Raw genomic sequence first — 24,476 nt, forward strand, 5'->3', positions numbered from 1 at the left:
CAGTGTCCGGCAGGACACGCGACAGCGGCACATCGCGGCGCCGGCCGGGCGCCCGCGATGTGCCGCTTCGCCACGACGGCCTACGGGTGCCAGAGGACGGCGCTGGGCTGCGCCGGGGTCAGGCCGGCCGAGCCGGTCCAGGTCAGGGCGGACGGCTGGGGGTAGTAGGCCCGGTCCAGGAAGAAGGCCCGGTTGATGGAGGTGACCGTCACCGGAGCGCCGTTGTCCCCGGCGCCCATCGGCTGCCGGATCGCCTCGATGCTCGAGATGTCGGCGGCCGTCGTGCCCTCGGGCAGTTCGACCGTGGTCGCCGCCGGCAGATCCCGGGCGATCGACGACGTCGCGATGGAGTGGTCGGAGCGGTAGAGCGTGGCGGGGGCGGACTTCAGCCGTACGCCGACCGAGACGCCGGGCGCCGAGCCCGCGCCGGCGGGCGCGCCGGTCTCCTTCTTGACCTCGATGAACAGGTAGGTGCGCTGGTCGCCCACGGCGGGGGTCACCGGGTCCGACGGGTTCTCGATCTTCCCCTCGCGGATCATCTCCTGGGCCATGATCGGGTAGGTCCAGCGGTTGCGGTCCATGACGACCTCGCGAGCGCGGTCCTGCGGCCGGGTCCCGGTCATGTCCAGGAAGAAGCGCAGCGGCGCCGGGGCGGTCACGGCGTCGCACATGTTGTTGTTCACCGTGCAGGTCTGCAGCAGCGGATGGTCGCCCTCGTAGCGGCCGGAGAAGTTCAGGGTCTGGTGCTCGGGAGCCTGGTAGACCCCGGAACCGGCGACCCGGTCACCGGCGGCGTCCACCTCGACCCGGTAGACCCACTCGATGTCGGTCGTACGGCCCCATCGCGCCATGAGCGCCGGCGAGTCGGTGCCGCCGTCCTCGTTGCTCCAGATGACCGAGTACTCGAAGATCCGGTGGCCCGGGGTGCCGGCGGGCAACTCCTCGTGCCAGCCGATGAGCGGGGTGTCGGTGCGCGCGTTCTGGTACGCGTCCCCGAGCGACGGCAGGGTGCGGCCCACCACGATGGGCGCGTGCCGCAGCGCGACCTGGTCCGCAGGCGTACGGATGTCCATGCCGCTCAGGACGACCCGGCGGGCGCCCGCCGCACTGCCCTCCCGGGAGAACAGCAGGCTGAGCTTGTGGTGGCCGCGCCGTACGGAGCCGAGCGCGAGGCTGCGGGTGGTCGGTTCGGCGGACGGCACCACCAGGTCGGTGAGGTGGCGGCCGTCGACGCCGACCGAGACCACGGCCGACTCCGCGCCCTGGCGCGCCCACGAGACTCCGGGAGCGGAGACGGTGAAGCGGACCACCGCCTCGCCACCGCCGCTGAGCTCGAAGGGGACGGTCCTGGCCGGACCGCCTCGCTTGATGGTGATCTTGTTCGGGGGTTCGCTCGCGGCGAAGGCGGGGGAGGCCGTGAGGGTGCCGAGCGCGCCGGCCAGCACCAGAAGGGTGACACTCTTGCGGGGGCTCATGATCGCCGACCGTAGAGGCCGAACGTGGCATGCGGGTGAAGAGGATGCGGACTGCCGGTTTCGCTGTCGGTTCAGCGGCAGGGCCTGCAGCGACGGGGCCTGCAGCACCGGTAATCGAACGCATGTTTGACGATGGCCTCTGACCTGGGTAGAACACGGATGTGCCGTATGTTCCGCCCGTCGTCCACGCCGAGCACATCGACGGCCTCGCCTACCTGCTCGGCTGGGAGCGCATGCCCGTCGCCGACGGCGGAGGGTGGGCCGCCCGGCTCGGCTGGGTCGAGATCGACGACGCCGGCGCCTGGAAGCTGCGCGGCGGATCGGTTCCCGCCGGCGCGGTCCGCCAGGTGCCCGGGCAGGACTACTCCCGGGTGCCCAGGGATCCGCGCCCGCGCGACCCCTCCGACACGCGCAGCCAGAACCGCAAGGACAGGCCGGCCGACCGCGCGTACTTCGACGAGATGCTGCGCCGCAGTCCGGGTCCGGACCACGGGCGGCAGACGCGGGACCAGGACGGCGACTTCTGAGCCGGTACGCCCCCCCGGCACTCCGCGCCGCAGGTCCCCACCGACAGGTCTCGCGCTGTGAGCGGCAGTCCGGGCCTGGGCTATCCGTCGCGGGCCCGGCCGTCCTGGGCGAGCCGGTCGAGAAATCGCCGGACCGCGCGGGGACCGCGCAACAGGTGGAGGTCCGCGTGCGGGGCGTCCGAGCCGATCGCCCGCATCAGGCGGGGGAGACTGCGTCGCCGGTAGGCCCACACCCAGCGCCAGAAGTCGGCGCGCTCGCGGCCACGCCGGATCGCCCGCCAGGCACACCGTGGCAGGGAGAAGTCCAGCACGATGACGGTGTCGGCGGCCTGGAGCCGTACGTCGAGGACGTCGTAGGGGCCGAGGTCGCCGTCGAGGATCCAGGCCTCGTGCCGCACCAGCTCCCGTTGGCGAGCCGCCCACCGGGCCGGAGCCGTCGCGGTGAGATCGGGCTTCCAGAACAACGCGTCCAGCTCGATGACGGGCAGCCGCGTCACCTCGCCCAGCCGGCGGGCGAAGGTCGTCTTGCCCGCACCGCCCCGGCCGAGGATCACCACCCGTCTCACACTCCCCATGATGACCCGGGGGCAGGTTCGTCGTACGGCTTCGCTACGTTGCCAGCATGGCGGAATTCGTACTGGTGGCGGGCGCGTGGCTGGGAGCGTGGGCGTGGGACGAGGTGGTGCCGGAGCTGCGTGCGGCGGGCCACGGCACCCACCCGCTGACGCTGTCCGGCCTCGCCGAGAAGCAGGGCGTGCCGGCCGGGCAGCAGACCCACGTGCAGGACATCGTCGACGAGGTCGAACGTCACGATCTGCGGGAGGTCCTCCTGGTCGGGCACAGCTACTCCGGAATCCCGGCCGGTCAGGCCGCCGGGCGGATCGGCGACCGGCTGGCCCGGGTGGTCTTCGTCGACTCCGACGTGCCGGTCGACGGCGGGTCGTTCGTGTCCGGCTGGCCGGACGGCCGGGCGATGGTGGAGGCCTCGATCGCCGAGCACGACGGCTGCTGGGCGCCGCTGACCGCGGCCGACTACGAGGGCCAGGGGCTCACCGGCGAGCAGATCGCACGGATCGTGGACGGCGCGACGCCGCACCCGGGTGCCACGCTGACCGATCCGGCGGTGCTGGCCCGGCCGCTCGGCGAGCTCCCGGCGACGTACGTCAAGTGCCTGCTCGACGGCGACGAGCCCAACGACGAGGTGGCCGGGCTGCTGACCAGCGAGCACTGGCGGCTGGTCGAGATGGACACCGGCCACTGGCCCATGTTCTCCCAGCCGCGCGAGCTGGCGCGGATCCTGCTGGCCGAGGCCGCGGCCGCGGGGTGAGTTTCCGCGCCCGCGCCGGACTGCCGTAGCGTGCTCGGAGGTGCCGGCCGGTGAGCGAGGACGGAGGGCGGCCGTTGGGCGCGGGTGACGACGACGCGGTCGTGGCGGCCGCGCGGGCGGGTGACGAGTCCTCGTTCGCGGCCCTCGTCGAGCGTCATCGGGCGGAGTTGCGGGTGCACTGCTACCGCATGCTGGGCTCGTTCGACGAGTCGGAGGACCTGGTGCAGGAGACGTTCCTGCGCGCCTGGAAGAACCTCGGCGGCTTCGAAGGGCGCTCGACGTTCCGGGCCTGGCTGTACCGCATCGCGACGAACGCGTGCCTGGACGCTCTCGACGGACGGGCACGCCGGGTCCTCCCGCACCACGTGTCGGGGCCGTCGGATCCCGGCCGCGCGCTGCCGCCCCGTACCGACCTCGAGTGGCTGCAGCCCTACCCGGATCGGCTGTGGGAGCCGGCCGCGCCGAGCGAGGCCGAGCCGGACGCCGTCGTGGTCGTCAGGGAGACGATCGAGCTGGCGTTCCTGGCCGCGATCCAGCATCTGCCGCCGAGGCAGCGGGCGGTGCTGATCCTGCGCGACGTGCTCGGCTGGCCGGCCAGGCAGACCGCGGCGTTGCTGGAGGGCAGCGTCGCCTCGGTGAACAGCGCGCTGCAACGGGCCAGGGTCACGCTGAAGGAGCACCTGCCCGAACGCCGCCTGGAATGGGCGCCGTCGAGTGAGCCCACCGAGGACGAGCGGGCGGTGTTGCGGCGCTACATGGACGCCGTCGAGCGCGCCGACCTCGCCGCGGTGGCCGACCTGCTCGCCGAAGAGGTCCGGACGATGATGCCGCCCTACCCGATGTGGTTCGAGGGGCGCGACGCGGTGCTGGCGGCGCTGGCGGCGAGCTGGGACCCCGGCGCGCCGGGCCATGTGGGCACGTTCCGGATGCTGCCCACCCGGGCCAACCGGCAGCCGGCCGCGGCGGCCTACGTGCGGCCCCCCGGCGAGCCCGCGTACCGTCCCTTCGCGATCGCCGTGCCGTGGATCGAGGACGGCCGCATCATGGAGATCACCGCATTCCATGATCTCGATCTGTTCCCGGCGTTCGCGCTGCCGGCGGTGTTGCCACCGGCGCACCGATGAGTTCCCGGGCGATCCGCCGTCTCAACAGGGGTCAATCACTTGACCTCGATGGAGGTAGATCACATGGGCAAGCTCCTGTACTCGGGCACCATGTCGCTGGACGGCTTCATCGCCGGCCCAGGCGGCGACATGTCCTGGTTGACCGAGCATCTCGGGCCCAACCCGGCGGTGGACGAGCTGATCGGCCAGATCGGCGCCCTTCTGGTCGGCGCCCGCACCTTCCGCGGCGACGACCCGCACCGGGACACGGCCAAGGAGGGCAAGCCGTTCGGCGGGGGGTGGGCCGGGCCGCAGATCGTGCTGACCCACCACGCCCCGGAGACACCGGTGCCGGATGTCACCTTCGTCGATGACCTCCGCGCCGCCGTCACCGTCGCCAGTGCCGCCGCGGGTGACAAGTACGTCAACGTCCTCGGCGCCGACACCGCCCGGCAGTGCCTCGACGCGGGCCTGCTCGATGAGATCTTCGTGTGCGTCGCGCCGGTGCTGCTCGGCGACGGCGTCCGGCTGTTCGACCACCCGGGCGGGACCAACGTCAGGCTCGAACGCCTCGGCCTGACCCACGCGCCGCAGGCGACGAACCTCTGGATGCGGGTCGTCCGATGAGCCTGTCCAGCGCCTTCTCAGGGCGATCATGAACGGGGTGCCGTCGTCGGTGTGGCGGCAGCAGGTGCGCCCGCGGCACTGCGATGCCCAGGGGATGCTGCACGCCGCCCGGTACTACGAGTACTTCGAGGACGCGTTCCTGGACTGGCTCGATCGGCATGCCGGTGGCTACCGCTCGCTCCGCTCGGCCGGCACCGACCTGGTGATCGTCGCCAACGGGTGCGAGTACCGCCGCCCGGCCCGGCTGGACGAGTTGCTGTCCATCGAGACCCGGCCGGTCGCCGCGGGCACCAGCTCGCTGACGGTCTCGTTCACGGTCCGGAACGACGAGGGGGTCCTCGCGATCGGCAAGGCCAGCTACGTGTGCGTCGCCGACGGCTCCGCCGTGCCGATACCCCCGAGCCTGCGCCGTCTCCTACCCGTGAGCGGACCCTCCGAGGGGCGTCCGGCGTAACAGATGATCAATGGCCGCAGGGTCCATCCTCGATGGGCCTCGCGGCGAATACGCAGGTCACGGCCCTGAGTCGGCCAGATGTCCTTTACCGATCGTCGGCTACCCTCGGTCGACCGCTGCCGAAGCAGACCTGGTCGTACGCGCCTATCGAGGAAGGACGACCCGATGACGCTGATGCCCCGCCTGCGCTCGATCCAGGCGCGCTACACGACGACCGCGACGGCGCTGTTACTGATCGTTCTGATCGCGGTGGGAGTGAGCCTGGACCTGGCGACCCGGTACAAGATCCAGGACGACATCTTCTTCAACGCCCAGCGCGTCGCCGGCGCCCGGGCCGCGATGCTGCGGTACGGCGGCCTGCCGCACCTGATCCCCGACTCCCCCGGCGCCAGGTTCATCCAGGTGGTGGACGTCCATGGCAGCGTCCTGAGCGCCAGCAGGGAGGCATCGGGGAAGCCGCCGATGAGCTCCCTCCGCCCCCCGGCCGACGACCGGCTCCAGAAGCAGACCAGGTGCTCCTGGCGGCAGGGCTGCATCATGCTCATGGCGGACCGGGTGACTCCCGCGCCCGACTCTCCGATCCTCTATGCCGGTGTGCCGCAGCCGGCCCTTCTGCGGGGACACCGCCTGGAGGGCTTCACCGCCGGGGGCGCCCTCGTCCTCCTGGTCCTCGGAGCAGGGTTGACGTGGTACGTGGTGGGCCGGATGCTGCGGCCGGTGGCGGCGATCCGCGCCCGGATGTCCGAGATCACGGTGAGCGACCTCAGCCTGCGAGTCCCCATGCCGCCGGGTGAGGACGAGATCGTGGAACTGGCCCGGACCGCCAATCAGACCCTGGCCCGGCTGGAGGCGGCGGTGGAGCAGCAGCGCCAGTTCGCCTCCACCGCCTCCCATGAGCTCAGGACACCGATCACGAGCCTGAACCTGCATCTGGAGGAGGCGCTGCGCTACCCGGACGAGGTCGATCCGCGCGAAGCCATCCGGAGCGCCCTGGCGGCCACCGGCCGGCTAGGGGCGATCGTCGACGACCTGTTGCTGCTGGCCCGGCTGCGCGCCGCCGATCCGGCGCCGCGCGAGCTGATCGACCTCGGCACGCTGGTGCGGGAGGAGGCGGCCCAGTTCCGCGGTCCGCCGGTGCACGTGCACTCGGCCTCCGACGTGCGGGTCCGCGGGTCCCGGATCCAGCTCATCCGGGTGCTGAGCAACCTGCTGAGCAACGCCGAGCGGCACGCCGAGACCGGCGTTGAGATCTTCGTCGAATCCGCGGACGGCCAGGCCACCGTGACCGTGGTCGACGACGGCGTCGGCATCGAACCGGCCGACCGTGAGCGCGTCTTCGAGCGCTTCACCCGGCTGGACGACGGGCGCCTGCGCGACGCCGGCGGCAGCGGGCTCGGCCTGGCCATCTCCCGCGACATCGCGAACGCCCACAACGGAACCCTGGGCATCGAGGACTCGCCACGAGGCGCCCGGTTCGTCCTCCGGCTGCCGCTGGGACGCGAGGACGCGGTGTGACCGGACCGTAGGGAGGCGGAGACCGGCCGCCGTCACTGCCGCCCGCATCCCGGAATCATCTTTCCAGTCGCAACTCGGCAACATTGGAATGGAAATTCCAGTTGTTGTAGGCTGCGGGCATGACGCAGGCCGCATCGGCACCGGGCTCCACGGCGGGGCGCGAGGTCACCGCGCGCGGCCGGTCCACCCGCGACCGGATCGTCCGGGCCGCCGCCGAGCTGATGTTCCTGCGGGGCGTCGCGGGCACCAGCATCCCGGATGTCCTGGAGGCGGCGGGTGTCAGCGCGTCTCAGGTCTACCACTACTTCGGCGACAAGCACGGCCTGGTCCGCGCCGTGATCGCCCACCAGATCGAGGTGGCGCTGGAGCACCAGCGCCCCGTCCTCGACCGCCTCGACAGCTTCGAGGCACTGGAGCTGTGGCGCGACGGCGTCATCGCCGTGCAGCGGGCGCGGGACTGCCGGGGCGGCTGCGAGATCGGGTCGCTGGCCGGCGAGCTCGTCGAGACCGACGCGGTCGCGCGGGCGGATCTCGTCGCGGCCTTCGACCGGTGGGAGACCCCGATCCGCACCGGGCTGCGCGCCATGCAGCGACGCGGTGAGCTGTCCGCCGACGCCGACCCCGCGCGCCTGGCCACCGCGATGCTGGCGGCCGTGCAGGGCGGACTGCTGCTGACCCAGGTACGACGGAGCACCGAGCCGCTGTACGCCGCGATCACTGCCGTGATCGATCACATCCGGACCTTCGCCGTCGCGGCGTACGACGACGACGCCCTCCGAGCCGGCAGGACCCCGTGATGCTGAAGGCCGGCCGCGCCCAGGAGGAGATCCGCCAGCACAATCTCGGCGCCCTGCTCCGGCACGTGCACCTGGGCGGCCCGATGTCCCGCGCGGTGCTGGCCGGCCGGATGGGCCTCAACCGCAGCACGATCAAGGCGCTGACCGACGAGCTCACCGCGGCGGGCCTGGTCCGCGAGGAGCTCCCGAAGGGCTCCGGCAAGGCGGGCCGTCCGTCGCTGGTGGTCCGGCCGGAGTCGGAGCGGGTGTACGTACTCGCCTTCGACGTCGCCGTGGACCGGCTGGTCGCCGCCCGGGTCGGGCTGGGCGGCACGGTCCTGGACCGCAGGGAGGCGGTCCGGGCGCGCGCCGGGGCCGACCTCGACGACGTGGTCGGGGTGCTCGCCGGGTTCGCCCGCCGGTTGCACCGCGACGCGCCCCCGGACTCGGTGTGCGTCGGAGCCGGCGCCGCCTACTGCGGCATGATCCGGCCCGGTGACGGGATGGTGCGGTTCGGGCCGGACATGGGCTGGGTGGACCAGGCCTTCGGTACCGAACTCGGCGTCAGGCTCGGGCTCGGGCTGCCGGTGTCGGTGGGCAACGAGGCCCACCTGGGCGCGCTGGCCGAGCACCAGCGCGGGGCGGGCATCGGCTTCCAGAACCTCATCTACCTGCACGGGGACGTCGGCGTGGGCGGCGGCATCATCGTCGGCGGCAAACTGCTGGACGGCGACGGCGGGTACGGCTGCGAGCTCGGGCACATGCTGGTGAACCCCTATGACGGCCGGCCCTGCGGGTGTGGCTCGCGCGGCTGCCTCGAGGCGGAGGTCGGCGAGCGGGCCCTGCTGGACGCAGCCGGCCGGTCCCCCGACCTGGTCGGCCGCGACGCCGTGCGGGACGTGGTGCACGCCGCCGGTCGCGGCGACCTCATGGCCCAGGACGCCCTGCGCCGGATCGGCGACTGGCTCGGCATCGGGGTGGCGAACCTGATCAATCTCTTCAACCCCGGCCTGGTGATCTTCGGCGGGATGCTGCGTGAGGTCTACCCGGGCTCGGCCGCCCAGGTCCGCGACCGGATCGCGGCCAACGTCCTGGTGATCTCCCGCGAGCGGGTACGGCTCAGTACCTCGGCTCTCGGGGACGACGCCACCCTGATCGGCGCGGCCGAGCTCGCCTTCTCCGACGTACTGGCCAGCCCCCTGGACACCCTCGCCCGCACGACATCATGATCCACCTTTCTCTTTGCATTCCGCGCACCCTTCCCGGCGGGCGGCCGCCGTGCGATCCGGGACAGGTCCGACCGGTGACCACCGGGAATCGTTCGAGTCGCGGGCAGGTGCTTCTAAGCTCCCCTGCATGGCTAAGTACTTCGACGTGCATCCGGACAACCCGCAACCCCGGGCGCTCCGTCAGGTGGTCGACCTCCTCCGCGCGGACGGGCTGATCGCCTACCCGACGGACTCGTGCTTCGCACTCGGGTGCCGGCTGGGCAACAAGGAGGGCCTCGACCGGATCAGGGAGATCCGCCGTCTCGACACCGGCCACCACTTCACCCTGATGTGCAAGGACTTTGCGCAGCTCGGCCAGTTCGTCCAGGTCAGCAACGCGCTGTTCCGCTCGATCAAGGCGGCGACGCCCGGCAGCTACACCTTCATCCTGCCGGCGACGAAGGAGGTGCCGCGCCGGCTGCTGCATCCGAGGAAGAAGACCGTCGGCGTGCGCATCCCCGACCACGTCGTGACCCAGGCGCTGCTGACCGAGCTCGGCGAGCCGCTGCTGTCGAGCACCCTGCTGCTGCCCGATGAGACCGAGCCCATGACCCAGGGCTGGGAGATCAAGGAAACGCTCGACCACGTGGTGGACGCCGTGATCGACTCCGGCGAATGCGGGGCGGTCCCGACGACGGTCATCGACTTCTCGCAGGCCGAACCCGAGATCCTCCGCCGAGGGGCCGGAGACCCCTCCCTGTTCGAGTAGACGACCCGGCGAGGACGCCGCGGGTGTTCTGTGGCCGGTAGGTCGAGGACCCGCGGGCGGCTCACGCGTCGCGCAGCCGCAGCAGGAGCCCTCCGCCCAGGAGCGCCGCGGCGGCCCAGGCGGCGAGCACACCGAGGCCCGCCCATGGGCTGAGGGGCAGGTGAGGGAGATCGACGGTGGCCTGGATGGCGAGCCCCGCGTTCATCGGCGAGATCTGCCAGAGGTGCCGCTTCCAGTCCAGGTCGGGGACCATGAAGATGACGACCGGGAAGAGGTACAGCAGGCCGAGCACGCCCCCGATGGCCGCCGCGGAGTCCCGTAGGGCGGTGGCGATGCCGAGGCTGAGCAGGGCGATCAGTGCGAGGTAGAGGACCGAGCCGGCGGCCGCCCGCAACGTCGGGCCGTCGGTCAGGGACAGCGGCGGGTAGCCGTGCGCGGCGGTGAAACCGTTGCCGGGCAGGATGAGCCGTCCGGCCAGCACGGAGGCGAGCACGGCGACGGTCCCCGCGGCCAGCGTCAGGCCGGTGATGAGGGCCGCCTTGGCGGCCAGGAAGGTGGTCCGGCGCGGCATCGCCGTGAGGGTGGTGCGGATCATGCCGGTGCCGTACTCGCCGCTGATCGCCAGTACGGCCAGCATGGCGACGACCGCCTGTCCCACCTGGATCCCGAGGAGGCTGATCCTGGCGGCGTCCTGGTCGCAGCCCGCCGATGGGCAGGTCACGGCCGCGGACGCCCCGGCGCTCACGGCGACGGTCAGGGCGACGGTCGCGAGCAGCAGCCCGCCGGGGCCCGCCACGGTGCGCAGTTTCGTCCACTCCGCGCGCAGTTCCCGCCTCATGCGTCCCTCCGGTGCAACCGCCGGGCGGCCAGGCCGAGGGCGAGCGCGGCGTAGCCGCAGAACACCGCGAAACCCGCCCACGGCGCCAGCGGGTAGTAGCCCGCCGAGGGTGCGTAGTGGCCGATCACCTGGGGATACTCCGGGATGCTCTGCAGGACGGCGAAGCCTGCGGCCGGGGTGAGCCGTAGCAGCCACTCCGACAGGCCCTCGGGCAGGACGGAGGCGGTCGCCAGGATGTAGGGCAGGACGATCAGTGTGATGGCGGTGATGACCGCCACGACGCTGCGCCGGAACAGCGCGCCGAGGGCGAGGGCGAAGACGGCGGTGACGGCGAACAGCGCCGCGGCGCCGGCGAAGACCCGCGCCTCGGTCAGCGAGGACACCGGGAGGACGTGGTTGCCGTTGGCGCCCAGGATATGCGTCCCGAGCGGGACGGTGACGAGGACGGCGGCCAGCCCGGCGACGAAGGCGGCCACGCCGATCACGATGGCCTTCGCCGCGAGCGCCCGGCCGCGCCGCGGGCTGGCCAGCAGGGTGGTGCGGATCAGTCCCCGCCGGTACTCGGCGGTGATGAACATCACCGCCACGACGATCACCACGATCAGGCTGATCATCGCGCCGGTCAGGGTCGCCTCGAGGGTGGTGCCGTCCGAGCTCGGCGCGATGTCGCCGTGCCCGGTCACGGTGTACGTCCCGCCGGACTCCTTGACCCCGCCCGGATGGTGGATTCCGCCGGGGCCGTCGCCGGCGGCGGCTCCGATGTCGTCGCGGGTCCACGCGCCGCCGGGCGCCGTGCCCTGCAGGCTGACCTGGTCGAAGACGGCGGTGACCGTGGCCAGGCGCATCTGCTCGATGACCCCGCCGAGAGAGTTCGCCTTCACTGTCAGGTCGCCCGGGGAGGCGACGAAGAGCCCGATCTGCACCGTGGCGGGCAGCCCGGCCAGCTGAGCCGTGCCGACCTTGGACCAGTGCGTGCCGTCGGCCGACTCGTAGCCGGTGAGCGTGTCACCGGAGCGGGTCAGCCGGAGCCAGCGCGGGGATGTGGCGGAGACGCCGCCCGGCCGGCCGGCGGTGTCATGGGTGAAGTCGTGCTGCATCCGGACCCCGTGGGCGCCGGTGAGCATCATGGCCGCGTACGTCGATCCCTGCCGGGTGCCGTCCTTGACGATGATCCCGGCCTTGGCCCACGGGACCATTCCGGGGATGATCTTGTCGTGGTCGGGCGGGGGGTAGGTGATGACACCGGTCATCGAGGTCAGCCGGACGGTGATGGCGCCGTCGCCGGCCAGCGGCCGGTGCACGAAGAAGAACTTGTCGTCCACGGCCTCGCCGCCCGGTCCCACCGGGACGGCCGGACAGGCGACCTCGACCGGGCCGTTGCTGCACGAGGAGCGGCTGCCCGTCGCGAAGAGCAGCCCGAGCAGCACCGTGAGCAGCGCCGCGACCACCAAGGCGATCATCCAGCCGCGTACGGTCCGGAGCTTGGTCCACTCCGCGCGCAGCAGCTGTGCCATGCCGTCGCGCCCGGCTTGCCGGTCCGAGCGGTACGGGGCGAGAGTGGTCATCGTGCCGCCTCCTCTGTCTCGGCGGCGCGGAACTCCACCGCTTCCCGGGTGAGGTCCAGATAGGCCTCCTCGAGGCTTGCGCGGTGGGCGGCCACCTCGGAGAACGGCACCGCGTTCGCGTTGAGGAGCGTCACGATGCGCTCGGCCGCCAGCCCGGAGACGGTGAGCGTGTCGCGGTCGGTGACGGCCACGGTCGCGCCGGCGTGCGCCAGCGTCTCCATCGCCTCCGGCCGCGCCGTGGTGCGCAGCGTGACCCGGCCGCGGGACGCCGTCGCGATCAGGTCGGCCACGCTGGTGTCCGCGACGACCCGGCCGCGGCCCACCACCACGAGATGGCCGGCGGTGTCCTGGATCTCGCTCATGAGGTGACTGGACACCAGCACGGCGCGGCCCTCGGCGGCCAGCGACCGCAGGAAGCCGCGTATCCACACGATGCCCTCGGGATCCAGCCCGTTGAACGGCTCGTCGAGCATGAGCACCGGAGGGTCGCCGAGCAGCGCCGCGGCGACGCCGAGCCGCTGCCGCATGCCCAGCGAGTAACCGCCCGCCTTCCGCCGGGCCGCCGACCGCAGCCCGACCTGCTCGATGACCTCGTCGACCCGCGTGGCGGGCAGGCCCTGGGAGTGGGCCAGCCACAGCAGATGGTTGCGGGCGGTACGGCTCGGCTGCAGCGCGGCGGCGTCGAGCAGCGCCCCGACGTGGTTCAGCGGGTGCCGCAGGCTCCGGTACGACCGCCCGCCGATCGACGCACGGCCCTCGTCGGGCGTGTCCAGGCCGACGATCACCCGCATCGTGGTCGACTTGCCCGCGCCGTTGGGGCCGACGAAACCGGTCACCTGCCCCGGCGACACCGTGAAGGACATCCCGTCCAGCGCCATGACCTGGCCGAACCGCTTGCGCAATCCGGTGACTTCGATGGTTGCTTCCATGCCAGGGAGACTAGGCAGCGGCGGGAAGGCGATCGTCACGCCGCGGAGCCATCTTCGTCGTCGCTGGCACCAGGGACGGCGCATCCCTCACGCGAGGGATGCCGGAACGCCTGGCAGCCGGGACAATGACCTTCGTGGACCGAGCGTACGACCGGCGCGGCGGATGGGCCGGCAGGGGACGGCGGATCGCCGCGGCCCCGTACGCGCCCGTCGTGGCCGGGGTGTCGCTCGCGCTGCTCGCGACGGCCGAGTCGTTCGCGCATGCCGGGCGTACGCCGCTGGCCGGGGCGGGCGGCAGGCCGCTGTACTTCATGGTGTTCGGGCTGCTCGGCCTGGCCACCACGCTGCCCCTGGCGCTGCTGTGGACGCAGCCGGCCGCGGCCGCCGTGGTCGTGTCCGCGACGAGCGTGCTGTCGCTCGCCGCCTTCCAGACGCTGACCGTGGCGGGCGTCGGTGCGCAGCTGATCGCCGGATACCGGCTCGGCCGCGGGGGGTCGCCGGCACTGGCCGTACTCCTCGCCGTGCCGTTCCCGATCCTGGCGCTGGCGGGCGGCGAGCCATGGCTTCCCACGTTGCTGCTCGCCTCCCTGGCCCCGGCGGCGGCCCTGGCCGGGATCGCGCAGCGGGCGCGCGGCGACGTCCTGGCGAACACCGCCGCCCAGCAGGCCATCGCGGGCACCCTGCTGGAGCACACGGCGCGCGGCGAACGCGCTCGCATCGCCCGCGAGCTGCACGATGTCGTCGCCCACCACATCTCCATGGTCGCCGTGCAGGCGGAGACGGCCCGGCTGGTCGTCCCGGGGATGCCGGCCGCCGGTGCGGAACGGCTGTCCGCCATAGGCGACACCGCCCGGGCGGCCCTGACCGAGATGCGGCGGCTGCTCGGCGTGCTGCGCGAGGACGCGAAGGGGGACGCGGCGGACCGGCGGCCCCAGCCGGGCCTGCGCCTGCGGGAGCTCAACGAGCTGCTCGACGAGTCACGGGAGGCGTCCGCGACGGGCACTCGCCTCATCCTCCGCGGATCGCCGGTCGAGCTCGACCCCGGTGTCGAGCTGGCGGGCTACCGCATCGTCCAGGAGGCCCTCACCAATGCCCGGCGGCACGCGCCGGGCGCCGCGGTCGACGTGGAGCTGCACTACACCGGCGACGCCCTGCGGCTGCTCATCCGAGACAACGGGCCCGGCCCGTCCATGGCGGCGCCGGCCGGCGGTCACGGGCTGTCCGGCATGCGGGAGCGCGCGGCGGCCGTCGGTGGCGAGCTGCGCGCCGGTCCCGCCACCGGTGGCGGCTTCCTGGTCGAGGCCAGCCTGCCCGGAAGGGACGAGACGGCCGGATGAGCGAGCAACCCCCGGCCGTACGTATCGTCGTCGCCGACGATCACCTGGTGGTCCGGACCGGATTCACCGAACTGCTCGACACCCAGCCGGACTTCACGGTCGTCGGTACGGCCTCGGACGGGGCCGAGGCGGTACGTATCTGCCGTGAGCTGTCGCCCGACGTCGTCCTGATGGACGTCCGCATGCCGGGCATGGGCGGCATCGAGGCCACCAGGGAGCTCGCCGGCTCCACCGCCGGGCCGCGCGTCCTCATCCTGACGACCTTCGACCTGGACGAGTACGTCTACGACGCGCTGCGCGCCGGAGCCAGCGGGTTCCTGCTCAAGGACGTCACCGCCGAGCGGCTCTTCGACGCGGTCCGAGTGATCGCCGTAGGCGAAGCGCTGCTGGCCCCCGCGGTCACCCGCCGTCTCATCAGCGAGTTCGCCCTGCTGCACCGTGCGCCCGAGGCGCCCTCCACGGCCGCCCTCACCGCGCTCACCCCTCGCGAGACGCAGGTCCTGCGGCTGGTCGCCGAGGGCCTGTCCAATCCGGAGATAGCACGCCGGTTGACGGTCACCGAGGAGACCGTGAAGACGCACGTGAGCCGCGTGCTGAACAAGCTCGGGCTGCGCGACCGGACGCAGGCGGTCGTCACCGCGTACGAAACAGGACTGGTAGTGCCCCGCTCCCGGCCGAGCTGAGACGAAGAAGAAGCGGCCCCCCCAGAGGAGGAGGGGCCGCTTCAGGTGGATGTGCGGTGCCTCACGAGGAGGCTAGTGGGATCCTCCAGGTCCCTGACCGGCCTCGCCGTTGCCGGGGGAGTGCGCGGCCTGGTGTTGGAGGATCGTGTAGACGGCCTCGGCGATGTCCGTCTCGGCCGCCTTCAGCGTGGAGCGGCCATTGCCGGGACCGTACGGCTTCCCACCGACCGTGACCGTGGCCCGGTAGGTCCGGTTGTGTTCCGGGCCGCTCCCGGTGCAGACGTACTCGGGCTTGCCCAGTCCCAGGGCGGAGGCGAGGGCCCCCAGTGAGGCCTTCCAGTCCAGGGCAGGCACGCCCCGGGCGACCGCCCGGTCGATGAGCCCGCCGAACAGCCGAAGCACCATGGCGAAAACCTCCTCGTCGCCGCGGTCCAGGTAGACCGCACCGATCAGAGCCTCCATGGTGTCGCCCAGGATGGACTTCTTGTCGCGCCCGCCGCTGCTCTCTTCGCCGGTGCCGAGCCGGATGTACGCTCCCACATTGCAGGAGCGAGCCACCTCGGCCACTGCCCGCTGGTTGACCACCGCAGCGCGCAACTTCGCCAGCACACCCTCCGGCACCGCAGGGTAACGGTCGAAGAGCGTACTGGCGATGACAAAGTCCAGCACCGAGTCGCCGATGAATTCCAGCCGCTCGTTGTTCTGGCCGCCGCGCTCGTATGCGTACGAGCGGTGCGTCAAAGCGAGTTCGAGCAACTGCGTGTCGCTGAACGTGACACCGAGCGACTCTTGCAGCTCGGCCCAATCCGGCGCCGAACCGTCCGTCATGTCGGAGCCGCGAGTCGGATCTTGCTGCGACCCAGGGTCAATGACTGTCATGTTTCTCCTTGGTTTGTAGTACTTCAGGTGTCCCTGAGACACCTGAGTGAGACCGTACAGACGCTCACATGGAACGCAACCGAGGCGAAAGCCCCTGGTCTCGACCTGGGCGGAGCTCCCGGTGCGCGGAGCCCGAGCGTGATCAAGCAGTCGCGGGGATGCCGTCCTCGCCGCCGAGGCCCGGCCGGCTCGCGGCCAGGGATCCGATCAGCGCCGCGTGCAACGCGCTCTCCACGGTCTCGTGCAACCTGAGGCGGGAACCGGCCAGGAGGAGGGCGGTCCCGGGCCGCGCGGCGGCCAGGTGCACCCCGGCGCCGTGCCGTTCGGCGTGGGCGCGGGCATCGAGCAGCACCTGGAGACCGGCGCCGTCCAGGGACGCCAGCTCCTCCAGATCGAACACCAGGTGGTCGCCCGGGTGCCGGCGGGCCTGCCGCACGAACTCCTCCACCTGGCCGGCGACCGTGACGTCCAGATCCCCGGCCACGACGACGACCACGACCCCTGCCAGCAGGCGCCGGCTGGACAGCTTCAGTGGCTCCATCCCCTTCTCCCCAGCTATCGATAGCGGTGTTCACAAGCGCTATGTACTGGTATTCGGCCGCAATTCAGGACAGGTTGCATGGCCGGGGAACGGATCGGCAGGCGGCGCACCGCCTGGGAACGGCGCCTCGACCGGCCGGGCGGGTGGGGGCCACGTACGCGCTGGCGTCGCGCACTCCCGGAACGGCTCGATCCCCCGGCGACCGCGGCGGAGTTGCGCCGGGACTCCGGGGGATCGGGTGAGGTGCTCAGAGGCGGGCCGGGAGGGCGCGGACGGTGAGGACGGCGGTGGCCAGGACGACCGCCGCGGTGGCCAGGATGCCGAGCCCGGCGCCGTGGACGAAGGCGCCGGCGAGGCTGGTGTGCAGGGAGTGTGCCGCTTCCGGCGGAAGGTGCCGGGCGATCGCGGACGCGGCCCCCACGGACTGCGCGCCGGGCAGGTGGCCCATGCTGTCGGTGTAGGAGGTGGCGGCGATGCTGCCGACGACCGCCACGCCCAGCACGGTGCCGAGGTTGCGGGTGGTGTTGTTGACCGCCGAGCCGACGCCGGTCTTGGCGGGCGGCAGCGAGGACATGATCGACTGTGTGGCGGGAGCCATGGTCAGCCCGATCCCCGTGCACAGGACCGTTGCCGCGATCAGGTAGTGCGGGTAGCCGGAGCCGCCGTCGGCGGTGGTGAAGGCCGCCAGCCCGGCCGTGGCGGTCAGCAGACCGGCGGTCACCGTGGCCCTGATCCCGAACCGGGCGGCCAGCCTGGTGCCGACCGGAGCGGCGACGGCCAGGGCGATCGCGGACGGAAGTGACCGCACTCCGGCCGCCAGTGGCGAGTAGCCGAGCACGAACTGGTAGATCTGGGTGAGGACGAAGGTCGCGCCGCTCAGCCCGAAGAACAGCACCATGATGGCGGCCGAGCCCGCGGTGAAGCGGGCACTGCGGAACAGCGACAGGTCCAGCATCGGGTGGTCGCTGCGGACCTGCGAGTAGGCGAAGGCGCCCAGCAGTGCCGCGCTGACCGCGGTACGGATCAGGGTGCCCGAGGAGGTCCAGCCGCCCTCACCGGCCTGGATGACGGTGTAGGTCAGGGCGCCGAAGCCCGCGGCCGCCAGCAGGGTGCCGGCCGGGTCCAGCCGCGGCCGGTACGGGGCCTTGGAGGCGGGGACCAGGAACCACCCGGCGACCAGTGCGAGGGCGACGAACGGGACGTTGACCGCGAAGATCGCGCTCCACGAGTAGTGCGCCAGCAGCCAGCCCCCGGCGGTCGGGCCGATCGCCACCCCGATGCCGCTGACCGCCGACCAGATGCCTATCGCCTTGGCGCGCTCGGCCGGGTCGGTGAACACCTGCATCAGGATGGCCATGGTCGCGGGCATGATGAACGCGGCACCGATGCCCATGACGGCGCGCATGACGATGAGCTGGGTGGCGGTTGCGGACAACGCGGCACCGAGCGAGCCCACGCCGAAGACGGCCATGCCGGCGGTCAGCGCCAGGTGCCGGCCGTACCGGTCGCCCAGGCTGCCGGCGGGCAGCAGCAGCGCGGCGAAGACAAGGGTGTAGGCGTCGACGATCCACGCCAGCTCGGTCGCCCCGGCGTGCAGGGACGCGGCGAAGGTGGGGATGGCGACGTTGACGATCGTGGTGTCGATCACGATCACCAGCAGGGACAGCGACAGCACCGCCAGCGTGTACCAGCGGCGGGGGTCGCCGGGTACCGGGGCGGGAGCGGACATGGTTCGGACGGGTGCGGTGCTCGGAGGAGCGGGGGGTGCGCCGGCCATCTTCATGGCCTCCGTTCTTGATTGATCAACCTATCAATGACTGAAGAAAAAAAAAATCAGGCCCGCGGTCCCTCGAAGGGGGACACGGTGGTGTAGTCGGCGGGGAGTTCGAGCACGGAGCCCAGGTTGAGCAGCATGCCGGTCGCCATGAAGCGGGAGACCGTGCCGCGGTCGGCGCCGGACAGTTTCCGCACCAGGTCGAAGACCTCCATGAAGCCGGCTCGCATGGCCGCGCGGATCTCCGGGTCGGCGGAGGCCGCGTGACCCTGGAGCTGGCAGCGCGGCGCGTCGGGGTTGGCGAGCAGGGTGCGGTAGCGGCCTCCCATCAGGGTCAGCGACTCCTCCGGTGAGGCCGCCGGCCGCCAGGCCGCGGTGAAGGCGTCGCGGATCTGCTCGCGGACCTGTTCCTGGCAGGCCAGGAACAAGGTCTTCTTGTCGGGGAACAGCGCGTAGATGTAGGGCTGGGAGATCCCGGCCCGCTTGGCGATCGCGGCCGTCTTGGCCGCGTGGTAGCCGTGCTCGGCGAATTCGTGGATCGCCGCCTCCAGCACCTGCTCGCGGCGCTGGTCTGCTGTCGGGCGATCGCTCATGACGTCATTATTGATTGGCCAATCAGGGCCTGTCAAGCCCATGGCTCCTGGTTGACGTTGTCAACCTCCGGGATTAGGTTGACGATGTCAACCTCAGTCGGGACGGAGTACGAGATGCACGAGCGGCAGCGGGCGATAGTCACCGGGGCGACGTCGGGGATCGGAGAGGCGATCGCACGGTCGCTGGCGGCGGCCGGGCGGACCGTCGTCATCGTGGGACGCGACGGCCGACGGCTGGACGACGCACGGGAACGGATTCTCGCCGCCGTGCCGGACGCCGACGTACGGCCAGAGCGCGCGGACCTGTCGTCGCTCGCGGACGTACGTGACCTGGCAGGACGGCTGGCCCGCCAGCCCGCGCCGGACATCGTGGTGAGCAACGCGGCCGTCATCGCCGACCCGCACGACGTCACGCCCGAGGGGATCCAGCGCACCCTGGCCACCAACCACCTCGCTCCCTACCTGCTGCTGCGTTCACTGGTCGGCCCCATCGGCACCCGCCCGGCCCGTTTCGTCGTCGTCGGCGCCTCCCCGCGGGCACTCGCCCGGGTGCCGGTCGACCTGGCGGACCTCGACTGCCGGACCGGCCGCGGACTGGGCCCGCTGCCCAGCTTCCGGCCGTTCACCGCCTACGGCCGTACGAAGAACATGAACGCGATGTTCGTCTATGCGCTCGCGCGCCGGCTCGAAGGCAGGCGCATCACGGTGAACGGCGCGCATCCCGGCATCATCGGGGGGACCGGACTCGGCCGGGATTCCCGCGGTGCGCTGCGACTTTTCGGCGCTGTGCTCAACCGGTTCATGCCGGGGCCCGACACCGGCGCCGACACACCGGTGTGGCTGGCCACCTCACCGGCGGCCGACGGCATCACGGGTCGCTTCTTCGTCAGGCGGCAGCAGGTCCCCACCGCGCCGCACACCACCGATCTCACCCGGTGCGACCGGCTGTGGGACGAGAGCGCCCGCCTCGTGGGGCTCCCCCCGGCGCTGTGACGCGCGGCCGGCGCGTGCCACCGGGTTGCGGACGGGGAGCGGGGCCGGGACGATCACGGTCGTGACGAGGATCGAACGTGTGGACCTGGCGGGGCGGCCCGGTCCCATCGCTGCTGCCGCCGCGGCGGGGCCGGTGTACGTCTTGTGCGGTGCGGAGTCGGGGACCGTCCTGCACGCGGTCGACCTCGACGGACGGTCGTGCTGGAGCAGGCCCGTCGGCACGGCGACCGGGCAGATGCGCGTCGCACCGGACGGTGGTGTCTGGCTGGCCGACGGCCGGGCGCTGGTGGAGACGGCGGCGTCGGGTACGCCGGGCCGGCGGGTGGAGTTCTCCTGCGCGCCCGATGAGCGGATCGGGACCTTCGTCGTCCTGCCGGACGGGTTCCTGCTGGCGTGGACGAGCCGTCCGTACCGTGACGCGCGGGTGGAACGCACCGACGGATCGGGTACGAGCCGCTGGTCGACCCGGCTGCCCGATGCGCGCATGTCCTTCGGCGGGGTGGCGGAGATGGGCGCGGACGACGACTGGCGGGTGAAGCCCATGCCGTCGTGGCGGCCGACGGATCTGACTCCGGAACGCTGGGCCGCGCTGCTGGTGTCGGCCGACCGGGTGCTGGCCACCTACACCGATTGGTCCAGTGGCATCGGCATGGGTTTCTGCCTCGACCCGGCGACCGGAGAGCTCGTCTGGGTGACGCCGCCGCATCCGACCGGGGAGCGGGCGATCGCCGGGCCGGGCAGGTTCCTGGTCGGCAGCCAGGGGTACGGCGCGTTCTCGACCTGGCTGTACGACCGGGACGGCGCCGTGGTGGCCGAGTGGCCCAGCCACGGTGCGCCGCTGGTCGACGGCGCCGGGCGAATCCGCGTCCTCGAACAGGACAACTCCAACTCCTCGACCCGCCTGCTCCGGCGGCTGCATCGGGACGGCAGCATGACCGACGGCCCCTACCTGCCCGGCTACTACACCGCGGGCCCGGTGCTGAGCGGCGACGGCCGGGCCGCGTTCTGGCGCCACGACACGCTCCAGCTCGCCGATCCCGACCTCCGGGTCCACACCTTGTACGAGGGAGCGGGCGAGGGCGTCGACCGGATGCTGCTGCTGGAGGGCGGACGGCTGTTCTTCGTGCTCACCAGAGACTGGGGCAAGGGCGACGGCTCCCTGGTCATCGCCCGCACCGACCTCGCTCCCCTGGACACCGGTGCCTGGCCCTGCGGCGAGGGCGGCCTGCACGCCAATCCCGTCCGGCGCGGATAGCGGGGTCGCCGTCAGCCCGGCGTGCGAGAGGCCGGGGCGACCTCCTCGGGTGAGCGGAGGGTCCGGCTGACCCGCAGGGCCTTCTCCGACTCCGCCCGGGCCTGCTCGTGGTGACCGGTGGCCCGAAGGATCTCGGTCAGCTTGCGGAGGACCCGTACCTGGTTCGAGCCGTGGCCCATCCGCTCGAAGATCGTCAGGCTCTCCCGCAGCAGTGCGAGCGCCTCCTCGGGGCGGTCGAGCCGGTGCTGGAGAATGCCCAGTTCGTAGAGGTCGAGGCCCTGACTGCGAAGGTCGCCCAGCTCACGCGAGATGGCCAGGCTTTCGTGATGACAGGCGGCCGCCTCCGTGAACCGCCCGAGTTCACGGTAGACGACGCCCAGGATGCCGAGGCTGGTGCCGCGCCCGCGCCGGTCCTTCCGCTGCTTCCACAGGGTCATGCTCTCGTGGAGAGCCGCCATCGCCTCGTCGTACCGGCGGAGCTGCCTGTAGGCGTGACCGAGGTTGATCAGAGCGGTGGCCTGGCCGAGGAGGTCATCGAGGTCCCGCCAGATGGCCAGGGATTCGTGCTGGAAGTCGATCGCCTCCAGCAGCCTCCCCTGGCCGCCGTAGGTGCTGCCGAGATTGGCCAGGGCGTACGCCCGGCCCGCCGGATGGTCCAGGTCCCGGAACAGGGAAAGGCCGGTTTCCAGGTGGCGGATCGCCTCTTCGTAGTGTCCGAGACGCCGGTAGGCGAAACCGAGGTCATTGTGGGCATAGGCCTGCGCGGCGCGATCCTCGTACCGCTCGGCCAGCTCGAGGGCGATCAGGCCGGTCCTGACGGCGTCCCGCCAGTAGCCCCGCCTGTCGAGGCACGCGGACAGGGCACGGCTGAGCCGCCCGGCCGCCTCGCTGGAGAGCGCGGGCACCGCGGCCGCGGCCTGGGTGACGGCGGCGAGCAGGTTGTCGCGTTCGAGCTCCAGCCATTCGAGTGTCTCCTGTACGGTCCGCAGTCTCTGACCGTCCAGGCTCCACCGCGGTTCAGCGGACGCCAGCCGGTAGTCACCGGGTCTGAGCAGCGTCAGACTGCGCCATGCGGTGGCGGTGTAGAAACCGATCAGGCGGGTGAGGAACGCGTTTCGCTCGTCCTGGGCGCAGTGGGCGGCGGCGAACTGGTGGGCGTACAGCCGTACGAGGTCGTGGAACCTGTAGCGGTCCGGGCGTGGGGCCTCCAGGAGCTGCGCGTCCACGAGGCGTTCGAGGAGGGCCCGCGCGACGGGTTCGGGCCTGTCCAGGGCCCGGGCCGCGGCGAGGATGCCGAAGTCCGGTCCGCTCGCCGCGCTGAGCAGCCCGAACGCGGTGGCCGCGGCCTGGTCCAGCGGATGAGAGCTGTTCCGCAGCGCACTCAGTGAGACGTCGAAGCTGGGGCGTACCGCCATCTCGTCCACGGCGAGCGCCTCGAGTGTCTCGAGGCGCTGATTGGCGTCGGCGAGGAGATCCGCGAGTACGGTGATCCGCCAGGTGGGCCGGGACGCCAGCCGTCCGCCCGCGATGCGGAGGGCCAGGGGCAGGCGCCCGCACGCCTCGATGACCGCGGCCGCGGCCCGCGCTTCCGCCGCGACGCGCCGCGCCCCGGCCAGCCGGCCGAGGAGCGCCAGTGCCTGCTCCTCGGTGAGCAGGTCCAGGCGCAGGTTGTACGCACCTTCCAAGGTGACGAGCGGACGGCGGCTCGTGACCAGCACCGCGCACCCTGGTCCGCCGGGGAGCAGGGGCCGTACCTGCCGCGCGTCACCGGCGTCGTCCAGCAGGATCAGCAACCGGCAGCCGGCGGTCAGCGACCGGAAGCGGGCGGCCGCCTCCTGGACCTCACCGGGAATCGTGCCGGGGTCGCAGCCGAGCGCCCGCAGCATCCGGCCGAGAGCATCGAGCGGCTCGACCGGCACCAGACCGGGGGTGGCGCCCTGGAGGTTCACATAGAGCTGCCCGTCGGGGAATCGCGCCGCGACCTGATGGGCCACCTGAACGGCGAGGGCGGACTTGCCCATACCGCCCATTCCATCGATGCAGACCACCGCCGTCCCACCGTCGTGACCGGGACCGAGGAGGTGCTCGCACAGCGCGGCGAGCTCCTCCTCCCGGCCGGTGAACTCCGCGGCCGGCCGGGGCAGCTCGCGCGGAAGCGGTGCGGGCGGGGCGGCCGGAGTGACCGGAACGGTCGTGGACGGCTCGCCGTTGCCCGGCCGTGCGGGCTGTGCCTCCTCGAGCAGGTGGGTCCAGTACGAGCGATCCGGGCGAGGGTCACCGCACCAGCTGCTCCACAGCCGTACCAGTGCCCACACCGTGTCGGAGTCGGCGAACCGGGGCACCTGAGCCTTGCTCGGATCCTCGGGCAGCCAGCTGCTGAGGCGCTGACCCTTCAGCTGGACTCCATAGGGTGGCCTGGCGAGTGCGCGCGCCGTCTCCCGGCGGGAGTACACGCCTCCCGCCGAGCGGCGGGCGGCGGCCGCCCGTCGCTCCAGCGTGCGCAGCGCCTCGTACCACGCTCGTGCCGCGTGTCTCAATGGCCGCTCCGCATTCGCCGTGCCCGCGGCGGGCACCGTGAGTGTGACCGTTGACCTCAAGCGTAAGCGCGCACCCGCCCGCACCGCCCGTTGGTGCGGACAGGCATGGCCCGGCCGGTGGACGCTTTCCTCGACATCCGGCCACGAGGTGTGGCTCGAACGAGGGAGTCCCGATGAACGACCGCGACGTCACCATCAAGCGACTTGCCAGCAACGCCCTGAGCGGCGTTCTGTGCGGCATGGCCAACGCGGCCGGCTCCACCATCGTCGCCCTGCTCATCTGGTGGATACAGCGATGACCCGCATACCGCCACTCCTTGCAGGTGTCAGGGTCGGCACCCTGTGATGCTGAAGTTGCACACCCGGTGGCCGAGGTCCTCTTCGTAGTCCTGGAAGGTGCCGCGCGTAGGTCCCCTCGGATAGACCGGCACCACCTCGGCACTGCCGAGCAGGCTGCGTGGCCGGGAGCCGTCTCCCCAGCGGGGCGGGCCCAACGGCTCCGGCGCGCCCGGCAGCCTTTCCAGGTAGTCGTCGAGCCGGTCCTTCAGACCGATGCGCATCGTCGCGAAGGCACCGACAGTGAACGGTTCGAGCTCCGCCTTCTCGCCGTCGGCGAGACGCAGGCGTACGACCAGGACCAACGGGGAGTCGAGGTGATTTTTCACCTCCAGGTGGCTGTCGGTGTCGTCATCCACGTACCAGTACTGAGCGAATCGTCGATCGGGGGCGGAGGGCATCCGAACTCCTCGAGTCCTTGACCGCTGTCTCGAC

25 protein-coding genes are annotated in these 24,476 nt (G+C 72.0%); 14 read left to right on the top strand and 11 right to left on the bottom strand.

Going from position 1 to position 24,476, the window contains the following annotated elements:
- Nucleotides 1-80: 80 nt before the first annotated feature.
- The gene (locus ACRYCC_RS27975; protein WP_433816679.1) at nt 81-1,475 is read right to left on the bottom strand and encodes a hypothetical protein; all 1,395 of its coding nucleotides are present in this window, start codon (nt 1,473-1,475) and stop codon (nt 81-83) included.
- 161 nt (nt 1,476-1,636) lie between these two features.
- Between ACRYCC_RS27975 and ACRYCC_RS27980 the strand changes: the two genes are divergently transcribed.
- Nucleotides 1,637-2,002 (top strand): hypothetical protein, encoded by a 366-nt coding sequence (locus ACRYCC_RS27980; protein ID WP_433816680.1) that lies wholly within the window; start codon nt 1,637-1,639, stop codon nt 2,000-2,002.
- An 80-nt stretch (nt 2,003-2,082) separates the two neighbouring features.
- Here ACRYCC_RS27980 and ACRYCC_RS27985 read toward each other — a convergent pair whose 3' ends face one another.
- Nucleotides 2,083-2,568: a P-loop NTPase family protein gene (locus ACRYCC_RS27985; RefSeq protein WP_433816681.1), complete on the bottom strand. Its 486-nt coding sequence runs from the start codon at nt 2,566-2,568 to the stop codon at nt 2,083-2,085.
- A 56-nt stretch (nt 2,569-2,624) separates the two neighbouring features.
- On the opposite strand from ACRYCC_RS27985, the gene ACRYCC_RS27990 reads away from it, so the two are divergent.
- From ACRYCC_RS27990 to ACRYCC_RS28025, 8 genes are all read left to right on the top strand, one after another.
- Nucleotides 2,625-3,329 carry an alpha/beta fold hydrolase gene (locus tag ACRYCC_RS27990; RefSeq protein WP_433816682.1) on the top strand — a complete coding sequence of 235 codons (705 nt, stop codon included), beginning with the start codon at nt 2,625-2,627 and terminating at the stop codon, nt 3,327-3,329.
- A 50-nt stretch (nt 3,330-3,379) separates the two neighbouring features.
- Nucleotides 3,380-4,453 (top strand): sigma-70 family RNA polymerase sigma factor, encoded by a 1,074-nt coding sequence (locus tag ACRYCC_RS27995; RefSeq protein ID WP_433816683.1) that lies wholly within the window; start codon nt 3,380-3,382, stop codon nt 4,451-4,453.
- Between the two features lie 63 nt (nt 4,454-4,516).
- Nucleotides 4,517-5,059 (top strand): dihydrofolate reductase family protein, encoded by a 543-nt coding sequence (locus tag ACRYCC_RS28000; protein ID WP_433816684.1) that lies wholly within the window; start codon nt 4,517-4,519, stop codon nt 5,057-5,059.
- Between the two features lie 37 nt (nt 5,060-5,096).
- Nucleotides 5,097-5,513 (top strand): acyl-CoA thioesterase, encoded by a 417-nt coding sequence (locus ACRYCC_RS28005; protein ID WP_433816685.1) that lies wholly within the window; start codon nt 5,097-5,099, stop codon nt 5,511-5,513.
- Between the two features lie 165 nt (nt 5,514-5,678).
- Nucleotides 5,679-7,028, top strand: coding sequence for a HAMP domain-containing sensor histidine kinase (locus ACRYCC_RS28010; RefSeq protein ID WP_433816686.1), 1,350 nt, complete (start codon nt 5,679-5,681; stop codon nt 7,026-7,028).
- Between the two features lie 119 nt (nt 7,029-7,147).
- Entirely contained in the window at nt 7,148-7,825 is a 678-nt protein-coding gene (locus ACRYCC_RS28015) for a TetR/AcrR family transcriptional regulator (RefSeq protein ID WP_433816687.1), read from the top strand.
- Nucleotides 7,825-9,033 (top strand): ROK family protein, encoded by a 1,209-nt coding sequence (locus ACRYCC_RS28020; protein WP_433816688.1) that lies wholly within the window; start codon nt 7,825-7,827, stop codon nt 9,031-9,033. Before ACRYCC_RS28015 ends, ACRYCC_RS28020 begins: the two co-directional genes overlap by 1 nt.
- Nucleotides 9,034-9,160: 127 nt before the next feature.
- Nucleotides 9,161-9,781 carry an L-threonylcarbamoyladenylate synthase gene (locus tag ACRYCC_RS28025; RefSeq protein WP_433816689.1) on the top strand — a complete coding sequence of 207 codons (621 nt, stop codon included), beginning with the start codon at nt 9,161-9,163 and terminating at the stop codon, nt 9,779-9,781.
- A gap of 61 nt (nt 9,782-9,842) precedes the next feature.
- Here the strand turns inward: ACRYCC_RS28025 and ACRYCC_RS28030 are convergent, their stop codons facing one another.
- Genes ACRYCC_RS28030 through ACRYCC_RS28040 form a run of 3 tightly spaced genes read right to left on the bottom strand, consistent with a single transcriptional unit; the run spans nt 9,843 to nt 13,113 of the window.
- Nucleotides 9,843-10,619, bottom strand: coding sequence for an ABC transporter permease (locus ACRYCC_RS28030; RefSeq protein ID WP_433816690.1), 777 nt, complete (start codon nt 10,617-10,619; stop codon nt 9,843-9,845).
- On the bottom strand, nt 10,616-12,184 hold the full coding sequence (locus tag ACRYCC_RS28035; RefSeq protein ID WP_433816691.1) for an ABC transporter permease subunit: 1,569 nt from the start codon (nt 12,182-12,184) through the stop codon (nt 10,616-10,618). Before ACRYCC_RS28035 ends, ACRYCC_RS28030 begins: the two co-directional genes overlap by 4 nt.
- Nucleotides 12,181-13,113, bottom strand: coding sequence for an ATP-binding cassette domain-containing protein (locus tag ACRYCC_RS28040; RefSeq protein WP_433816692.1), 933 nt, complete (start codon nt 13,111-13,113; stop codon nt 12,181-12,183). The genes ACRYCC_RS28035 and ACRYCC_RS28040 overlap by 4 nt, the downstream gene beginning before the upstream one ends.
- Before the next feature lie 134 nt (nt 13,114-13,247).
- On the opposite strand from ACRYCC_RS28040, the gene ACRYCC_RS28045 reads away from it, so the two are divergent.
- On the top strand, nt 13,248-14,450 hold the full coding sequence (locus tag ACRYCC_RS28045) for a sensor histidine kinase (RefSeq protein ID WP_433816693.1): 1,203 nt from the start codon (nt 13,248-13,250) through the stop codon (nt 14,448-14,450).
- Nucleotides 14,447-15,133, top strand: a complete 687-nt coding sequence (locus ACRYCC_RS28050; RefSeq protein ID WP_433816694.1) for a response regulator — start codon at nt 14,447-14,449, stop codon at nt 15,131-15,133. The genes ACRYCC_RS28045 and ACRYCC_RS28050 overlap by 4 nt, the downstream gene beginning before the upstream one ends.
- 72 nt (nt 15,134-15,205) lie before the next feature.
- On the opposite strand, the gene rnc is transcribed toward ACRYCC_RS28050, so the two are convergent.
- The 4 genes from rnc to ACRYCC_RS28070 form a co-directional block, all read right to left on the bottom strand.
- Nucleotides 15,206-15,961: a ribonuclease III gene (gene rnc, locus ACRYCC_RS28055; RefSeq protein ID WP_433816762.1), complete on the bottom strand. Its 756-nt coding sequence runs from the start codon at nt 15,959-15,961 to the stop codon at nt 15,206-15,208.
- A gap of 193 nt (nt 15,962-16,154) precedes the next feature.
- Nucleotides 16,155-16,553, bottom strand: coding sequence for an STAS domain-containing protein (locus ACRYCC_RS28060; protein WP_433816695.1), 399 nt, complete (start codon nt 16,551-16,553; stop codon nt 16,155-16,157).
- Nucleotides 16,554-16,800: 247 nt separating this feature from the next.
- Entirely contained in the window at nt 16,801-18,282 is a 1,482-nt protein-coding gene (locus tag ACRYCC_RS28065; protein ID WP_433816696.1) for a DHA2 family efflux MFS transporter permease subunit, read from the bottom strand.
- A 104-nt stretch (nt 18,283-18,386) separates the two neighbouring features.
- On the bottom strand, nt 18,387-18,920 hold the full coding sequence (locus ACRYCC_RS28070) for a TetR/AcrR family transcriptional regulator (RefSeq protein WP_433816697.1): 534 nt from the start codon (nt 18,918-18,920) through the stop codon (nt 18,387-18,389).
- An 84-nt stretch (nt 18,921-19,004) separates the two neighbouring features.
- On the opposite strand from ACRYCC_RS28070, the gene ACRYCC_RS28075 reads away from it, so the two are divergent.
- Entirely contained in the window at nt 19,005-19,913 is a 909-nt protein-coding gene (locus ACRYCC_RS28075) for an SDR family NAD(P)-dependent oxidoreductase (RefSeq protein ID WP_433816698.1), read from the top strand.
- Between the two features lie 61 nt (nt 19,914-19,974).
- A complete protein-coding gene (locus ACRYCC_RS28080; protein WP_433816699.1) occupies nt 19,975-21,168 on the top strand; it encodes a hypothetical protein in 1,194 nt (397 codons plus the stop codon).
- Between the two features lie 11 nt (nt 21,169-21,179).
- Here ACRYCC_RS28080 and ACRYCC_RS28085 read toward each other — a convergent pair whose 3' ends face one another.
- Nucleotides 21,180-23,705 carry a tetratricopeptide repeat protein gene (locus ACRYCC_RS28085; RefSeq protein WP_433816700.1) on the bottom strand — a complete coding sequence of 842 codons (2,526 nt, stop codon included), beginning with the start codon at nt 23,703-23,705 and terminating at the stop codon, nt 21,180-21,182.
- Between the two features lie 173 nt (nt 23,706-23,878).
- Between ACRYCC_RS28085 and ACRYCC_RS28090 the strand changes: the two genes are divergently transcribed.
- Complete coding sequence (locus tag ACRYCC_RS28090) at nt 23,879-24,004, top strand: hypothetical protein (protein ID WP_433816701.1); 126 nt, start codon at nt 23,879-23,881, stop codon at nt 24,002-24,004.
- Between the two features lie 27 nt (nt 24,005-24,031).
- Here the strand turns inward: ACRYCC_RS28090 and ACRYCC_RS28095 are convergent, their stop codons facing one another.
- A complete protein-coding gene (locus ACRYCC_RS28095; RefSeq protein WP_433816702.1) occupies nt 24,032-24,442 on the bottom strand; it encodes a hypothetical protein in 411 nt (136 codons plus the stop codon).
- Nucleotides 24,443-24,476: the final 34 nt, after the last annotated feature.

It is taken from the genome of Actinomadura scrupuli (assembly GCF_050971785.1).
GTDB lineage: Bacteria > Actinomycetota > Actinomycetes > Streptosporangiales > Streptosporangiaceae > Actinomadura_E > Actinomadura_E scrupuli.

Coding starts and splice junctions, on each gene's coding strand:
- ACRYCC_RS28060 (WP_433816695.1), bottom strand. CDS start 16,553: ATGGAGCCACTGAAGCTGTCCAGCCGGCGCCTGCTGGCAGGGGTCGTG.
- ACRYCC_RS28030 (WP_433816690.1), bottom strand. CDS start 10,619: ATGAGGCGGGAACTGCGCGCGGAGTGGACGAAACTGCGCACCGTGGCG.
- ACRYCC_RS27990 (WP_433816682.1), top strand. CDS start 2,625: ATGGCGGAATTCGTACTGGTGGCGGGCGCGTGGCTGGGAGCGTGGGCG.
- rnc (WP_433816762.1), bottom strand. CDS start 15,961: ATGACGGACGGTTCGGCGCCGGATTGGGCCGAGCTGCAAGAGTCGCTC.
- ACRYCC_RS28015 (WP_433816687.1), top strand. CDS start 7,148: ATGACGCAGGCCGCATCGGCACCGGGCTCCACGGCGGGGCGCGAGGTC.
- ACRYCC_RS28075 (WP_433816698.1), top strand. CDS start 19,005: ATGTCAACCTCAGTCGGGACGGAGTACGAGATGCACGAGCGGCAGCGG.
- ACRYCC_RS28090 (WP_433816701.1), top strand. CDS start 23,879: ATGAACGACCGCGACGTCACCATCAAGCGACTTGCCAGCAACGCCCTG.
- ACRYCC_RS28050 (WP_433816694.1), top strand. CDS start 14,447: ATGAGCGAGCAACCCCCGGCCGTACGTATCGTCGTCGCCGACGATCAC.
- ACRYCC_RS28040 (WP_433816692.1), bottom strand. CDS start 13,113: ATGGAAGCAACCATCGAAGTCACCGGATTGCGCAAGCGGTTCGGCCAG.
- ACRYCC_RS28025 (WP_433816689.1), top strand. CDS start 9,161: ATGGCTAAGTACTTCGACGTGCATCCGGACAACCCGCAACCCCGGGCG.
- ACRYCC_RS28095 (WP_433816702.1), bottom strand. CDS start 24,442: ATGCCCTCCGCCCCCGATCGACGATTCGCTCAGTACTGGTACGTGGAT.
- ACRYCC_RS28010 (WP_433816686.1), top strand. CDS start 5,679: ATGACGCTGATGCCCCGCCTGCGCTCGATCCAGGCGCGCTACACGACG.
- ACRYCC_RS28020 (WP_433816688.1), top strand. CDS start 7,825: ATGCTGAAGGCCGGCCGCGCCCAGGAGGAGATCCGCCAGCACAATCTC.
- ACRYCC_RS28070 (WP_433816697.1), bottom strand. CDS start 18,920: ATGAGCGATCGCCCGACAGCAGACCAGCGCCGCGAGCAGGTGCTGGAG.
- ACRYCC_RS28065 (WP_433816696.1), bottom strand. CDS start 18,282: ATGTCCGCTCCCGCCCCGGTACCCGGCGACCCCCGCCGCTGGTACACG.
- ACRYCC_RS28035 (WP_433816691.1), bottom strand. CDS start 12,184: ATGACCACTCTCGCCCCGTACCGCTCGGACCGGCAAGCCGGGCGCGAC.
- ACRYCC_RS28000 (WP_433816684.1), top strand. CDS start 4,517: ATGGGCAAGCTCCTGTACTCGGGCACCATGTCGCTGGACGGCTTCATC.
- ACRYCC_RS27975 (WP_433816679.1), bottom strand. CDS start 1,475: ATGAGCCCCCGCAAGAGTGTCACCCTTCTGGTGCTGGCCGGCGCGCTC.